The sequence below is a fragment of the Candidatus Symbiopectobacterium sp. 'North America' genome, from assembly GCF_015762685.1.
Taxonomy (GTDB): domain Bacteria; phylum Pseudomonadota; class Gammaproteobacteria; order Enterobacterales; family Enterobacteriaceae; genus Symbiopectobacterium.
Genome location: NZ_PEHF01000044.1, coordinates 1 through 14,326, shown reverse-complemented (window position 1 = coordinate 14,326; position 14,326 = coordinate 1). Strand labels below are relative to the sequence as shown.

Sequence of the window (14,326 nt, the reverse complement as noted above, 5' to 3'; positions counted from 1 at the left end):
CTGAAAGAAAAACACCCTGTCAGCGTACCGCTACAGGGTGGGGGTGACCATCTCATTAACCCCATGTCAACCGTTAGGCTGACAGGGGGCTTTACTGCGTGGAGTGAGGTTATTTCACGCTGTGCGACAGATCGCTGGCAATATGCACCGTTTCCTCCAGATAGGCATCCGGAGCCTGATAATCCTTGGGTAAATCGTCCAAAGATTTCAGCGGTTTTTTACCTTCGCGTTTGAAACGTTCGTTAAGACGATTCAAACGTAATGCTTCGTCGTCGTTATTTTCTTTTTCACGCTGCGCGTAATTAAGGGAAACGATATTACGTTTCTCTTTATTGGCATTGTAACGGGCAACATCCTGAATGATATATTGGAATTCAGGATCTTTGGCAATACGTGACTGGTGCTGCTCTTTCAGCGCACTGATATAGGGTTTCAGATCCCCCAGCTTGCCATAGCGTGCTGCATTGATGCTGTCCCAGACCAAAGCGTTATCTTCAAATTTCTCACCGGTTTCAACCGCTTCTGTGCCCGTTGGCATCAGAATATCCGGCGTGACACCGCGCAACTGCGTGCTGCCGCCATCAATACGGTAGAACTTCTGAATGGTGTAGGAGACGGAACCTAATCCCGGCCACGCTGGATGCAGCATCTGATCGTAAATACGGTTCAAGGAGCGATACTGCTGCACCGTACCTTTACCGAAGGTCGGTTCACCCACAATTAATGCACGGCCATAGTCCTGCATGGCGGCGGCGAAAATCTCTGATGCCGACGCACTGAAACGATCGACCAGCACAACCAGTGGGCCTTTATAGTAGACCAAGCCATCGGTATCGCTGTCTTCACGCACCTTGCCGTTGTTATCACGGATTTGCACTACAGGGCCGCTGGGAATGAACAGACCGGAAAGTCCTACCGCTTCGGTCAGCGCACCGCCACCGTTGCCACGCAGGTCGATCACAATGCTGCTGACATTCTGTTTTTCCAGCTTTTGCAATTGCACTTTGACGTCATCCGTCAAGCCCACATAAAAACTGGGAATATCCAGCACCCCGATGGTCTCTTTACCCATGGTTTTAACCGACATTTTCACCGCGCGATCTTCCAGACGAATACGCTCACGGGTCAAAGTAACGGTTTTGGTTTTGGTGCCTTTGCCACCGGGCAAGATCTCAAGTCGCACCTTGCTGCCTTTGGGGCCTTTAATCAATGCCACCACGTCATCAAGCCGCCAGCCGATCACTTCTACCATCGGTTTGCCGTTTTGTCCGACGCCGACAATGCGATCGCCAACGGTGATGCTTTTACTTTTTGCCGCCGGGCCACCCGCCACCATGGAGTTGATGACCGTGTAATCATCATCCATTTGCAACACTGCGCCGATACCTTCCAGAGAAAGGCTCATTTCAGTATTAAACTGTTCCGTATTACGCGGTGATAAATAGCTGGTGTGGGGATCCATTTCTCGCGCAAACGCATTCATCACAAGTTGAAAAACGTCTTCACTGTTGCTCTGCGCCAGACTACGGATGGCAAACTGGTAACGCTTGGTGAGCGTTTCCTTGATCTCTTTGTCATCTTTATAGGTGAGTTTTAACGTCAGCCAGTCATATTTTACTTTGGCATCCCACAGGCGGTTCAGTTCACCGACATTTTTCGGCCACGGCGATTTGCTGCGATCCAGCTCAATGGAGTCTGTTCCTGTGAGATCAATGGGTTTCTCTAATACGGATAGGGCATATTGCAAACGCTCGAAACGGCGTTTTTGGGCCAGATTGTAGAGCGCATAGGGCACGTCCAGTTTGCCGCCTTTCAGATCTTCGCCCAACTGCCCTTTTTGATTCGCAAATTCGGCGATATCGGAGGCCAACAGCACGTTATGGCTGTAGTCCAGCATGTTGAGATAGCGGTTGAAAATTTTCTCGGAGAATTGTTCATCGAGCGCTATCTGCCGGTAGTGCGAGCGTAAGAAACGCAGTGAGATGCGATCGCTATCGGTGGCATGCTGAAGTTCCTGGTGCAGTTGGGGAATCTGATCTGTACGCGTGATCATCTCACTGCGTGCAATCGCTTCACTGCGCGAGACAGGTGCTTCTTTGGCCACGCTCACGCCTGCAAACAATGCGGCAGCAAGCACCGTCATTCGGATTAATGTGTTCATGCCCTGGTTGGCCCTCCGTATCAGAACTGCAAGTGTTTTGCGCGCACAATCATTGCCAGACCGGAAGCCAGTTGAACCCGAACTTCACCTTTGGCAATCTCAAGCACCGTAGCGTCCATGGCGTCTTTGCCCGCTCTGACTTTGATCTCTTGACCAATTTTCAGGGCGGTAATATCCGTCACATTAACACGCTGCGGTTGCGGCGCACACTCGGTAGCCGCTTTGGGCTGGCGAGGCGCAGAAGCACGCGGCGCAGTGGCACGAGGTGGGCGCGGAGCGCTGTCGGCTGCAGGGCGATCGCGGCGCGGGGCAGGTTTACGCTGACGCGCAGGTTGATTGGTGGTTTCACCCGCAGCGCGACGTTTTGCTTGCTGCTCAGCTCGCTGCGCCTGAACGCGCGCTTTCGCTTCTTCCAACTGCTTGCGAGCGTGATCGACATGCTGCTGTTCCAATTCACCGCACGGATTGCCATCCAAATCCACACGTTGCGCACCCAGCTTAATACCGTACAGGTAACGCCAACTGGAGGTATAAAGGCGCAATGCAGAACGCAATTGCGTTTTACTTACACTGTCAGTCTCTGACACACGCGTGACAAGATCCTGAAAAATAGCGATTTTCAAAGGCCGAGTGTCACCTTCAGTGGTGAAACAAAGCGGAAACCGTTCTGCCAAAAAGGCAATGACATCTTTACTACTGTTCAACTTAGGTTGATTTTCCATGAAATTTCCTGATTACAACGGGTTTGCCAACCAGAGCAGGCATGAACAGGCGACATTATAATGACGCCATCAGCAATTGCTACGTTATCCTTCTCTCTGCGTGAGAGAATTGATAAAAATCAGCACATCGCTCTGTTGCAATTGTACGCAGAGCACGGCGACCAGCGCTTTAAGACCTTCTTCGTCTTCCGCGTCAAAACGCGCATAGGACGTGCTATCAATATCCAGCACGCCAATCAGTTGGCCGTTCACCGAAAGCGGCAACACGATCTCGGCATTACTGGCGGCATCGCAGGCGATGTGACCAGGAAAAGCATGCACATCATCGACACGTTGAATGCGGTTTTCCGCTATCGGGCGCCCACAAACACCTTTGCCCGAAGGAATGCGCACGCAGGCAACCCGGCCTTGAAATGGCCCAAGAAACAGCGTGTCATCATCCAGAAGATAAAAACCCGCCCAATTGACTCCCTCCAGGCGCTCAAACAGAAGCGCACTGCTGTTGGCCAAAATAGTGATAAAGCGGCGTTCACCCGTAATCAGTGAGGTAAGATCGCTGACAAGATCCCTATAAAATGATGGTTTGTTCATAAATAATAATTCAGTTTTTCCAAATACCGAAGTACGCCACCCCTAAGCGATTGACGCGACAAGCATCGATACTCAGAGGCCTCATCCCACAATTTCAATCACCCTGCTGACAACACTGGCAAGGTCTCCCACAAGAGAAGAAGGATATACGCTTTTGCGTTTTTATTCACATAAACGTGACAGGATGAATTGAGACATACTGCACAGCATGCCACAACAACATTCACTTCGTCAGCGTATTGCGCACATTTCATTCCCCTGCCCTGGCATCTGATTTTCCTGAAACCGACCCTACACATTCAATTACCGTGCACGCCCGGAAGTAGGCTATGATGCTGACGACCTTCACAGCGCAATCCGGCGTAATGAGAATATACAGCATAGTGGGTTCTGCCACGCATAGCGCTCAGCGCCCGCCCGTCACCCAGGCACGCTCTAGCGTTGCCTATGGGCGCTATCACCGTTGCCATGGCTGCGACATGCTGTTTCTGCTTCCGGCAATGCGCAAAGGGGAGTATGCCACCTGCCCACAGTGTGCCACCCGAGTCGGTTCCGGGCGTGACTGGTCAATGACGCGACTGGCAGCGATGGCCACGGCGATGCTGCTGTTAATGCCTTTCGCCTATACCGCCCCCCTGCTCGACATCCGGTTGCTGGGTGTCGCGATCAATGCCAGCCTGTTTGAAGGCATCTGGCAAATGACCAAGTAAGGACACCCGGTTACCGCCAGTATGGTGGCGTTCTGTACCGTAGGCGTGCCGGTTACGCTAATGGCTTCCCTGCTATATCTCTTTTTTGCCCCGTGCATTGGTATGAATCTGCGGCCTATTCTGCTATTACTGGAAAAATTGAAAGCCTGGATGATGCTGGATATTTATCTGGTCGGGCTGGCCGTCGCGGCCATCAAGATCCGCGGGTTTTCCGATATTGAGATAGGCCACGGTCTGGTGGCCTATCTCACCTTGACCTTGCTGAGTCTGTTAACCTTGATTCACCTCAATCCGGATCAGCTCTGGCTGCGTTTCTACCCACGACTGCATCCGGTGATCAACCCGGAACGTTATCGCCTGTGTCTGGCCTGCCATTTGACCAGCGCGCCGGACCCCCGGGGGCACTGCCCACACTGCCATAGCCCGTTACGAGCACGTCGGCGCCATAGCCTGCAAAAATCCTGGGCGGCGTTGATCAGCGCCATCGTATTTCTGGTGCCGGCCAACCTGCTGCTTATCTCGATTCTCTACGTCAATGGCGCGCGCAAAGAGGATACCATCCTGTCAGGCATTATCTCGCTGGCAAACAGCAATGTGCCTGTCGCAACGGTAGTTTTTATCGCCAGTATACTGGTGCCCTTCACCAAGGTTATCGTGCTGAGCTCCTTGCTGTTGAGCATACATCTGCGCTCCCAACGCTCTATCATGACGCGTATGCGCCTGTTACGTGCCATGATCTGGATTGGCCGCTGGTCAATGCTGGATCTGTTCGTCATCGCTTTGATGATGTCGCTGGTAAACCGCGACCAACTGTTGGCTTTTACCTTAGACCCGGCGGTCTTCTATTTCGGTGCGGCCCTTATTTTGACCATTCTCACTGCGGAATGGCTGGATAGCCGATTAATGTGGGATACCCATGGAACACGATTCAACAACACCCGAATCAACACGAACTGCGATCAAGCATAAGCGTCGTATATCGCCGTTCTGGCTGCTGCCCTTTATTGCACTGATGATTGCGGGCTGGTTGCTCTATACCAACCAGCAAGAGCGTGGCACCACGGTTACCATTGATTTTATCTCTGCTGACGGCATTGTGGCTGGTAGAACCCCAGTGCGTTATCAAGGCGTCGAAATCGGGATGGTACAAAACATCTCGCTGAGCGAAGACCTGCGTACCATCCAAGTGGAAGCCAGTATTAAAAGCGACATGAAAGAAGAGCTACGCAGCGGTACTCAATTCTGGCTGGTAACCCCCAAAGCCTCATTGGCGGGCGTTTCCGGCCTTGATGCCCTGGTTGGCGGTAACTATATCGGTATGATGCCCGGCCACGGCGAGCCGCAAGCGCACTTTTCTGCGCTGGATACCCAACCGAAATACCGGGTTAACAGCGGGGAGTTGCTGGTGTATTACCGCAAGATCCCGGTCGGAAAAGTGTACGATTACACCGTAACTCCAGATAATAAAGGCGTGACAGTTGATGTCCTGATTGAGCGCCGCTTCACCCATTTAATCAAGAAAGAGAGCCGTTTTTGGAACGTGTCTGGCACCAAGGCGGATATCAGCCCAGACGGTGCCAAAGTGGAAATGCAAAGCCTGGCGGCGCTGGTCAATGGCGCTATCGCGTTTGATTCACCGAATGATAGCGATAAACAGGCTTACCAACTCTACCCTAATCGGGCCCAAAGCCAGCGCGGGGTGGCGATTACCTTAACGCTTCCCTACGCCAATATGCTGAAAGCCGGGCAGACACCGCTGCTGTATCAGGGGTTGGAAGTAGGCAGTGTACAAAAGCTGGTGCAGTACCCTAGCAACGGTAATGTCAGCGGACAGTTGATTATCGATCCCTCTGTCGTGCCGCTGATGCGGGAAGGCACGCGCATTGAGCTGACCAAGCCACGGCTGACCTTGAACGAACTTAACCTCTCCCGCCTGCTCACCGGCCCAACGCTGACGTTGATTCCCGGCGATGGGGAACCGCGCCAGACATTCCCACTGATTGATGGCACGCTGGCATTACGTCCCGATACGCTGACCGTTCAGTTGTCTGCCGCACAAAGCTATGGCATTGATGTCGGCCAACCTGTTCTGTTGCATGGCGTACAAATCGGGCAGATCATTCAGCGCACGTTGACCGAAAAAGGCGTCACCTTCGATGTCACCATTGAACCCGAATATCGCACTCTGCTGCACAAAGACAGCACCTTTATTGTCAACAGCAGGCTGAACGTCAAGCTGGGGCTGGAGGGCGTGCAAATGATCGGTGCCAGGCTCAGCGGCGGTGTGATGGTGTTACCCGGTACGCAGGGTGAGCCATTAGCTCGCTATACCCTGTTTAGCGATCGGGATAATGCGCAGGAGGGCATCAAAGGCAGCACGCCCAGCCCAACCTTAACGCTGGTCACCGAGAGCCTGCCAGACATCCAGGAAGGCTCGGTTGTGTTATACCGCAAGTTTCAGGTCGGCGAAATTATGCGCATTCGTCCCGGTGCAGAAACCTTTGAAGTCCAGGTTTACCTGCATCCGGAATACCGCAAACTGCTGACCGAACGCAGCGTGTTCTGGGCCGAGGGTGGTGCCCGCGTGCAGCTGAACACCTCCGGGCTGACGGTTCAGGCCGCGCCCCTCAACCGTGCGATCAAAGGGGCCATCAGCTTCGATAATCTCGACGGGGCTCCCGAAACCAAAGGCGGAAAACGGCTGCTGTATAACACTGAAACCGCTGCACGTGCGATCGGTAGTCGTATCGAATTGCGCACTTATGACGCCAGTTCTCTCTCCGCGGGTATGCCGATTCGTTACCTTAGTATTGAGATCGGTCGGTTGGATTCACTGAAATTGGCAGCGCAGCGATGTCTTGGCGCAAGCGGTGCTCTACCCAGAATACGTCAACGCCTTTGCTCGCGCCGGCACGCGCTTTTCAGTGGTGACGCCACAGATCTCAGCGGCAGGCGTCGATCATCTGGAAGCCTTGCTCCAGCCCTATATTAACGTCGAACCAGGCAATGGCGCGCAACAGCGCCAATTCGAGTTACAACAGGCGACCATTTCCGATTCCCGTTATCAGGATGGGTTGAATATTGTGGTTGATGCGCCGGAAACCGGTGCGTTGCAAGTGGGAACACCGGTGCTGTTTCGCAGCGTTGAAGTGGCAACCGTTACTGGGCTGTCTCTGGGGCCACTGTCCGACAGGGTGATGGTGGCACTGCGTATCAGCAAGCGACACCAGCATCTGGTACGCAGCAACTCGGTATTCTGGCTGGCATCCGGCTACAACCTGGAATTTGGTTTGGGCGGCAGTTTACTCAAAACCGGCACCTTCCAGCAATTTATTCGCGGCGGTATCGCCTTCGCCACCCCGCCCGCGATTCCCTTAGCGCCGATTGCCACACCCGGTAAGCATTTTCTGCTATTGGGCCAAGAACCCAAAGAGTGGCGCGAATGGGGTACCGCCATTCCTGAATAGCCTGCGTTGCTCCTGCCGTCGCGTGATGAGCGACGGCAGCCGCACGCCGTGTTACACTATCAGAATACTACCCGCACTTTTCTGCTATTGTAACGAGATATTACCACCGTGGTGAAACCCCTCTCTCCTTCTTTGCCCTCCGAGTTTCTCGAGGCGATTCAAGACATCATGCCTACGCATTTGTCCCTTGATGAATTCATTGCTACCTGCCAGCGTCCGTTAAGACGTAGTCTGCGCGTTAACACGTTGAAGATTAGCGTGGATGACTTTTTGACACTGGCCGCGGGTTGGGGCTGGCAATTAGCGCCAATCCCCTGGTGTAAAGAAGGATTTTGGGTGGTCAGCCCGGATGAAACACAACTGCGATTGGGTAACACGGTTGGCCATTTGAGCGGACTATTTTATTTGCAGGAATCCAGCTCAATGCTGCCGGTCAGCACATTGTTTTACGCGCAGGAAAGCGCGTTATTGTCACGTGAGACAACCCCATCGCCATTGGTGCTAGACGTGGCCGCTGCGCCGGGTTCGAAAACCACACAAATTGCCGCACGTTTGAACAATAACGGCGGGATCGTCACTAACGAGTATTCGGCCAGCCGGGTCAAGGTGCTGCATGCCAATATCAGCCGCTGCGGCGTACACAATAGCGCGTTGACGCACTTCGATGGCCGTGTTTTTGGTGCTGCCCTGCCTGAAACGTTCGACACCATTCTGTTTGATGCGCCGTGTTCCGGCGAAGGGGTAGTACGCAAAGACCCAGATGCGATGCGCCACTGGTCACCGGAAAGTATGGCGGAGCTGGCGCAGACCCAGAAGGAATTGATCGTCAGCGCGTTTCATGCGTTAAAGCCTGGCGGTGTGCTGATTTACTCAACCTGTACGCTCAACGCACAGGAAAATCAGCAGGTGTGCCAGCATCTGCTCGATGCATTCCCTCAGGCCTGTGCGATTGAAGCGTTAGGTGACCTCTTCCCCGGCGCAGAAGAGGCGCTGACTGAAGAGGAATATCTCCACGTGTTCCCGCAAATTTATGACAGTGAAGGTTTCTTTGTCGCGCGGTTGCGCAAAACTGCGCCCATTACCCCGTTACCCGCACCGCGTTTTAACGTGGGTAAGTTTCCCTTCACGCCATTAACCGGCAAAGACAAACAAGCTGTGACGCTTTCGGCCAATCAGGCGGGCCTGATCTGGGACCCGGAGCAGCAACAACTCTGGCTGCGTGACAATGAAATCTGGCTGTTTCCCACCGCACTCAGCGCGCTGTTTGGCAAGATACGCTTCTCGCGCATTGGTATCAAACTGGCGGAACGCTATGCCAAAGGTTTTCGCTGGCAACATGAGGCCATCGTTGCGCTGGCAGATGCACAGGCACAGCACGCTTACGCACTCGGCGACGCGCTTGCTTGTGAATGGTATCAGGGTCGCGACAGTTATCCTGACGAGCTCCCCACCGGCGATGAGATGGTGCTTACCTATCAGCATACGCCGATCGGATTAACCAAACGCATCGGCAGCCGTATAAAAAACAACCTTCCGCGCGAACTGGTGCGTGACGGTGCCTGCACGCAGCACGTTAAACAGGGGTAGTTTAACACCCAGTGCCTCATTTTCATCTACACTCTCGCTAGGGCTACTGCCACTGACTGGGAGGGTACACGCCTATGTACGCACTGGTTATCTTTATCTGTTATATCGGCCACGGCTGCGAAAATCTGGTCATTGATGCCTATCTAAATGAAGCGCAGTGCCTGAGTGCGATGGATGAGCAGCATTTACGACGGGCGGGATGTTTTCCCATAGAGGATTTTATCGACGGCTATTGGATCCCAGCCCATGAACGCGCCGAGTTTTGACGCGTATGCACAACGGGCATACGCGCCATGATGCGGGCATCAAATAATAGCAAACTCCTGCTCCGTCATCCCTAACGACACGCCCGCAGCAACGATATTGGCCCACTCCTGATCGGACAGCGTTATTCCGTTAGCCTGACGCTGCGCGCAGGCAATACGCTCCAGCTCACCGGCAATCAGCACAGGATATTCAGCATCCGCCGCCGGGCAGGTCCGCACATAGTCCAGCACGGCGTCATACTCTTTTTGCAGCCAGTCCATCGATACCATTGCCTCCGGATCGATAACGATCGTGGTCATATTATTCATTATCGAGCCTTTGCGTTCGTTCTCCGACTGGATTGTACCGCCTCCGGAAAGCAGCCCTGCCAGCATCTCTGCCGCCAGCACCAACCCGCCGCCTTTATGGCGCGCAATGGGTTTCAGCGCACCCTGTTTTTCATCTTTCCACATCACCTTAGGATCGTTGGTAGACACGCCCTGACTATCGAGCATCACCTCTTCATCAAACGTCTTGCCCGCCAGATAGGCCACACGGGTTTTCCCCAACACCACGATGCTGGTGGCAAAATCGAGCACAAACGGTGGGTTATGTTCACTTTTGGGAAACGCAATGCAGATGGGGTTAGTGCCAAAGCGCGCCTCACGGCCGCACCAGGGTGCTACAATGGGATCCAAATCGTTCACATTGACAAAATGAATCGCCACCATCCCCGCTTCAGCAGCCATTTCACCGTAGGTGCCAATCCGCCCGAGGTGGCATGTGGAGGCCAGCGTCATCAGGCACACACCGGTGGTTTTTGCTATGGCAATCGCCTGCTCCATCGCTTCTTTGCCGGTGCGCTGACCAAAACCACGATCGCCGATGAACTGCAATACCGCGCCACCGTCACGCAACAAACGCACCGGCGTATTAGGATGCATGATCCCTTTCGCGATGAATGCCACATAGTGCGGCAACATTCCGACGCCATGACTATCATGGCCTTTGAGGTTGGCATTCACCAGGTGATCGGAAACACAGCGCGCCTCATCAGCCTGTGAACCTGCCTTTTGTAATAAAAGGCGCGTAACGTCTCGAAGCTGACGCTCGGAGATTAGCATAGGACAATTTCCTTGATTATTTCCCTTCCGACTCCAGATATCAGATTTTCTAATATCATGTAAAAGAGGGAGTTATAGATGATTATTGTGTTTGCCTCATTATCCTACCGCTGAAATCACAGGGATTAAATGCCTCATCACGCATTGAGCACCATTGCGTTAACCAAGATCAAAACCATGGCCTATTGTTAGCAGCACGATTAACCCCCTCAGCCCCACGCCTGCCTGCGCTATAATACCCCTCGCTCTCCTGCTGTTGCTTACAGCGGGTTGCTCCGCGCCACAAGGTATGAACTGTCAGGGTGAAGTGAAAACGCTGCCGGGTCATCCGATTGGCATGACTTCTGCCGTGATTGTCGATAACACAGTGGCGTTTAGTGTACTGATGCCCAAACAACGCATTGAAAGCGGTCTGTTACACTCAGTTGACAGCTCACGCTATGTGCCTTCGGCCGTCACCAAAGAAGGCTATCTGGCGCAGCGCCTTTCCGGTAACCGATTCTGTATTATCAATCCGGAAAAAAATGAGTACACCATTTACCAGTGCCAATAACCGCTCACTACGGTGATGGCATCGATCCTTTTCTCGTAGAATTCTGTAATGTTTGGTAAGACGTATCGAGATATTTACCAAGCGTTAAAAATTCGAAAATCCGCCTTAGCCCTATTCCGCTTTGTATAACCGCCACGCAAAATTCCCCCGTCTACTGAGAGGTGAATCATGAAAAAAATGCTCTGCGTATTAATGGCGATTGTCATCACCACATCCTTAAGTGGATGCATATGGCCGGGTCCTGGCGGCGGACATGGCGGCGGTGGCCCAATGCAAGGGCCGATGGGTCCGGGTGGCGGTGGAGGCAGCCCTGGCTATGGCGGACACGGTGGGCGAGGATAGTTGATTGGATGAACATCAGGGCGTTTTACTGCCCTGATGTGAAAAGCCTATAATTTTGCCGCAGCGCGTTGCGTCGCCTGCCTGCGCTTTTCAACAAACGCGGCCTGCTTGAGACGCACCGCCTGAAGCAGCTCGGACGCTGCCGATCGCGGCGAACCTGAGTTGAACGGCGGCGCGGGATCGTACTCCAGTTGTAACTGAATCTCCTGCGCGACCGCCTCGCCGTACAGTCCTGCCACCACGGTTAGTGCGAAATCGATCCCTGAGGTCACTCCAGCACCACTAATACGGTTCCCGTCGTGCACTACGCGCTCCTCAACCGGTTGAGCCCCCAGCAACGCCAATTGATCGAGCGAACCCCAGTGGGTGGTTGCCTTAAAGCCTTGCAGTAAACCCGCCTCTCCCAACACCAGCGATCCGGTGCACACCGAGGTAACCAGTTTAACTTCCTTCGCTTTTTGACGCAGTAAGTCCAACACCTCGTCATCGTCCATCAAATCAATCTGTCCGGGTCCACCCGGTACACAGATAACGTTTAACGCAGGACATTCATCAAGGGTAACGGTAGGCAGAATAGCCAGACCGCGATCGGAATTAACTGGCGCAATATCTTTCCAAATCAAGTACACCTGAGCACCCGGCGCGCGCACGAATACCTCGTAAGGCCCGGTCAAATCTAATTGGGTTACACCGGGAAAAAGAAGAAAACCGATGGAGAGTGCGGGAGAATCAGCCATGACAACGTCCTCTGTGATTAGGTGATATTGCTTAGCATGCGCAGGTTTTTATCAGGGATTCAATCAGAATATCAACGATGACAACCACGATGATGGTATCCATGACTCGACTTCACCGCGCGCAGCCCTTATGATCGCGTTCAGATTCATTCATGTAACTCGCTGATTAACTATAGGTAATTTTGCCACGTTATCAGCTCAGCACAGAGATACCACGATGAAAAAGATCATTTTAGCGCTAACCCTTGCCACGCTTGGCGCTGATGCCGTTGCCGCCGCCCAGTTGGTGACGTTAAGCCGTCAGCAATATGGCGAACGTTGGGCGTTTACTCGTGAAGAGGTCCAATTGATTTGCCGCCTTGGTAAGGCTGTTTTTGCGTTGAACACCGGAACACTGATGCAGTACCCGCTTAACGCGGCCGCACAGGCACAAATGAAAAATGGCCAGGTTAATGGACAACCGATCGATGTCATCTGGCTGGACGACCCCACAGCACCGGGCAAGAAGAAAGATTTACAGCCATTCATCGAACGTGGTGAACAGCTTTGTAACGCAGGGTGATTTAAAAACTGACTATATTTCAGCCACATGTTAATACATAGATAATAGTGCGTTACCCAGAGGTGTGAAAGTTGTTCCAGTTATGAAACGAACTCCGCTGCAACACTGGTAATCAGTGAGAAGTTGGCTACGCTTTAAAGGGCAAGGCTGATTCAGCTTGCATAAATGCCAACTTTTAGCGCAAGGCTCTCTCCCAAGAGCCATTTCCCTAGACCGAATACAGGAATCGTATTCGGTCTTTTTTTAACTCTTTGATTGTATAATATTTTCTTGACTCCGTCCGAAAATGCCCGAAATCGGCCCTAAATTATGTATTTGGTGTAAATTCACATAGCTATCTTTAGCCAGAACAAGCTTGGCATAACGCCGAACGGCAATAATCTCCTGCATGAGAAAGGTGTTACAGTAAATTGTATTACCTTCAATTTAGGTTCCTCACGCTCTGGCATCTATACACATTTCACCGTAACTCCTATTATTTAATATCACAAATCTCTTTCTTTAGGAGAACATTATAAAAACCAATTAATAGGATAGTACAGGATAGTTAACATGCTTACTATTAAAAATGAGAGTGTTTTATACTCAAAATCATTGATGGATACAACGCCAGCAATAGCTATTTCTTCGCAGACGACAACATCAGAGCAATGTGAATTGGAGTATTATGAGATTTGGTCAGAATGGGAAAAAAATTCCTCACAGGGTATGGGTGAACAACGAGACGTTGCAGTGGGAAGAATGCAAGATTCGCTGGAAAGGAAAACTGATTCCCTTGATTTGAATATGTTGAACTTAAGCTCATTACCTGGCGCAATTCCCAAACAGATTAAGACTTTGGATATTAGTAGAAACCAGCTTCATACATTGACTGAACGCTTACCAGAAAACATTCAAGTTATAGATGCCAAAAACAACAAGTTAATCACTCTCTCCAAAAACTTACCCAAAAATTTATCTAAGTTATTACTATCAAATAATCTTCTGAAAATATTGCCTGAAAATTTACCCTCATCTATTTTAATTATAGACGTTGAAAACAACCGATTGGAGGGTACAATTAGAAACCCACCAGATTCTCTTTTGGGCTTAAACTTAAAAAATAATAGACTAAACACAATACCTAGACATTTACCTAATTTTATAGAATTTTTAGATATAAGTAATAATTTAGTAACTAAATTACCGGATGATTTGCCAAATTCCATTAGATCTTTAAATGTAAGTCATAACAAATTAACTGCCTTGCCTAAAAAACTACCAGATTCAGTTAAGGTTTTAGACACAAGCCATAATAAATTAACCATTCTTCCCAATGAGTTACCAGATTTCCTTGAGATTTTTGACGTAAGTTATAACAAACTAACTAAGCTGCCTGACAAGCTACCTGACTCTATCGATTTTCTGATTGTGCATCATAACAAATTAAAAAAATCCCTGATAGGTTACCCCACTCCCTTTGTAAGTATCCCGGTAAACCGAACCATTCACTTTTAGAGATCTTCTGACATACTGATTATGTCC

The 14,326-nt window shown here is 51.3% G+C and carries 11 protein-coding genes and 2 pseudogenes; 8 read left to right on the top strand and 5 right to left on the bottom strand.

Going from position 1 to position 14,326, the window contains the following annotated elements:
* Positions 1-109: 109 nt before the first annotated feature.
* From prc to CS369_RS09935, 3 genes are all read right to left on the bottom strand, one after another.
* Positions 110-2,161, bottom strand: a complete 2,052-nt coding sequence (gene prc, locus CS369_RS09945; protein ID WP_196906958.1) for a carboxy terminal-processing peptidase — start codon at positions 2,159-2,161, stop codon at positions 110-112.
* Positions 2,162-2,181: 20 nt separating this feature from the next.
* Positions 2,182-2,883, bottom strand: coding sequence for an RNA chaperone ProQ (gene proQ / locus CS369_RS09940; protein WP_196906957.1), 702 nt, complete (start codon positions 2,881-2,883; stop codon positions 2,182-2,184).
* Between the two features lie 84 nt (positions 2,884-2,967).
* Positions 2,968-3,474: a GAF domain-containing protein gene (locus tag CS369_RS09935; RefSeq protein WP_196906956.1), complete on the bottom strand. Its 507-nt coding sequence runs from the start codon at positions 3,472-3,474 to the stop codon at positions 2,968-2,970.
* Between the two features lie 365 nt (positions 3,475-3,839).
* Here CS369_RS09935 and yebS point away from each other — a divergent pair.
* From yebS to CS369_RS09915, 4 genes and pseudogenes are all read left to right on the top strand, one after another.
* Positions 3,840-5,153, top strand: a pseudogene (yebS, locus tag CS369_RS09930) (membrane integrity lipid transport subunit YebS).
* Positions 5,101-7,651, top strand: a pseudogene (locus tag CS369_RS09925) (MlaD family protein). The pseudogenes yebS and CS369_RS09925 overlap by 53 nt, the downstream one beginning before the upstream one ends.
* Positions 7,652-7,759: 108 nt before the next feature.
* Positions 7,760-9,238: a 16S rRNA (cytosine(1407)-C(5))-methyltransferase RsmF gene (gene rsmF, locus CS369_RS09920; RefSeq protein WP_196906955.1), complete on the top strand. Its 1,479-nt coding sequence runs from the start codon at positions 7,760-7,762 to the stop codon at positions 9,236-9,238.
* Positions 9,239-9,312: 74 nt separating this feature from the next.
* Complete coding sequence (locus CS369_RS09915) at positions 9,313-9,504, top strand: YebW family protein (RefSeq protein ID WP_196906954.1); 192 nt, start codon at positions 9,313-9,315, stop codon at positions 9,502-9,504.
* A 39-nt stretch (positions 9,505-9,543) separates the two neighbouring features.
* Here the strand turns inward: CS369_RS09915 and CS369_RS09910 are convergent, their stop codons facing one another.
* Positions 9,544-10,608: a malate/lactate/ureidoglycolate dehydrogenase gene (locus CS369_RS09910; RefSeq protein WP_196906953.1), complete on the bottom strand. Its 1,065-nt coding sequence runs from the start codon at positions 10,606-10,608 to the stop codon at positions 9,544-9,546.
* Between the two features lie 289 nt (positions 10,609-10,897).
* Between CS369_RS09910 and CS369_RS09905 the strand changes: the two genes are divergently transcribed.
* Positions 10,898-11,161: a hypothetical protein gene (locus CS369_RS09905; protein ID WP_244664923.1), complete on the top strand. Its 264-nt coding sequence runs from the start codon at positions 10,898-10,900 to the stop codon at positions 11,159-11,161.
* 168 nt (positions 11,162-11,329) lie between these two features.
* A complete protein-coding gene (locus CS369_RS09900) occupies positions 11,330-11,503 on the top strand; it encodes a hypothetical protein (RefSeq protein ID WP_196906952.1) in 174 nt (57 codons plus the stop codon).
* A 47-nt stretch (positions 11,504-11,550) separates the two neighbouring features.
* On the opposite strand, the gene CS369_RS09895 is transcribed toward CS369_RS09900, so the two are convergent.
* The gene (locus CS369_RS09895; RefSeq protein WP_196906951.1) at positions 11,551-12,240 is read right to left on the bottom strand and encodes a DJ-1/PfpI family protein; all 690 of its coding nucleotides are present in this window, start codon (positions 12,238-12,240) and stop codon (positions 11,551-11,553) included.
* A gap of 217 nt (positions 12,241-12,457) precedes the next feature.
* Between CS369_RS09895 and CS369_RS09890 the strand changes: the two genes are divergently transcribed.
* Positions 12,458-12,802, top strand: a complete 345-nt coding sequence (locus tag CS369_RS09890) for a YebY family protein (RefSeq protein WP_196906950.1) — start codon at positions 12,458-12,460, stop codon at positions 12,800-12,802.
* Between the two features lie 552 nt (positions 12,803-13,354).
* Positions 13,355-14,299, top strand: a complete 945-nt coding sequence (locus CS369_RS09885; protein ID WP_196906949.1) for a leucine-rich repeat domain-containing protein — start codon at positions 13,355-13,357, stop codon at positions 14,297-14,299.
* Positions 14,300-14,326: the final 27 nt, after the last annotated feature.

Excerpts from the sequence above, each read along its gene's own strand:
- prc (WP_196906958.1), bottom strand. The coding sequence starts at position 2,161 with ATGAACACATTAATCCGAATGACGGTGCTTGCTGCCGCATTGTTTGCA.
- proQ (WP_196906957.1), bottom strand. The coding sequence starts at position 2,883 with ATGGAAAATCAACCTAAGTTGAACAGTAGTAAAGATGTCATTGCCTTT.
- CS369_RS09935 (WP_196906956.1), bottom strand. The coding sequence starts at position 3,474 with ATGAACAAACCATCATTTTATAGGGATCTTGTCAGCGATCTTACCTCA.
- CS369_RS09915 (WP_196906954.1), top strand. The coding sequence starts at position 9,313 with ATGTACGCACTGGTTATCTTTATCTGTTATATCGGCCACGGCTGCGAA.
- CS369_RS09910 (WP_196906953.1), bottom strand. The coding sequence starts at position 10,608 with ATGCTAATCTCCGAGCGTCAGCTTCGAGACGTTACGCGCCTTTTATTA.
- CS369_RS09905 (WP_244664923.1), top strand. The coding sequence starts at position 10,898 with ATGAACTGTCAGGGTGAAGTGAAAACGCTGCCGGGTCATCCGATTGGC.
- CS369_RS09900 (WP_196906952.1), top strand. The coding sequence starts at position 11,330 with ATGAAAAAAATGCTCTGCGTATTAATGGCGATTGTCATCACCACATCC.
- CS369_RS09895 (WP_196906951.1), bottom strand. The coding sequence starts at position 12,240 with ATGGCTGATTCTCCCGCACTCTCCATCGGTTTTCTTCTTTTTCCCGGT.
- CS369_RS09890 (WP_196906950.1), top strand. The coding sequence starts at position 12,458 with ATGAAAAAGATCATTTTAGCGCTAACCCTTGCCACGCTTGGCGCTGAT.
- CS369_RS09885 (WP_196906949.1), top strand. The coding sequence starts at position 13,355 with ATGCTTACTATTAAAAATGAGAGTGTTTTATACTCAAAATCATTGATG.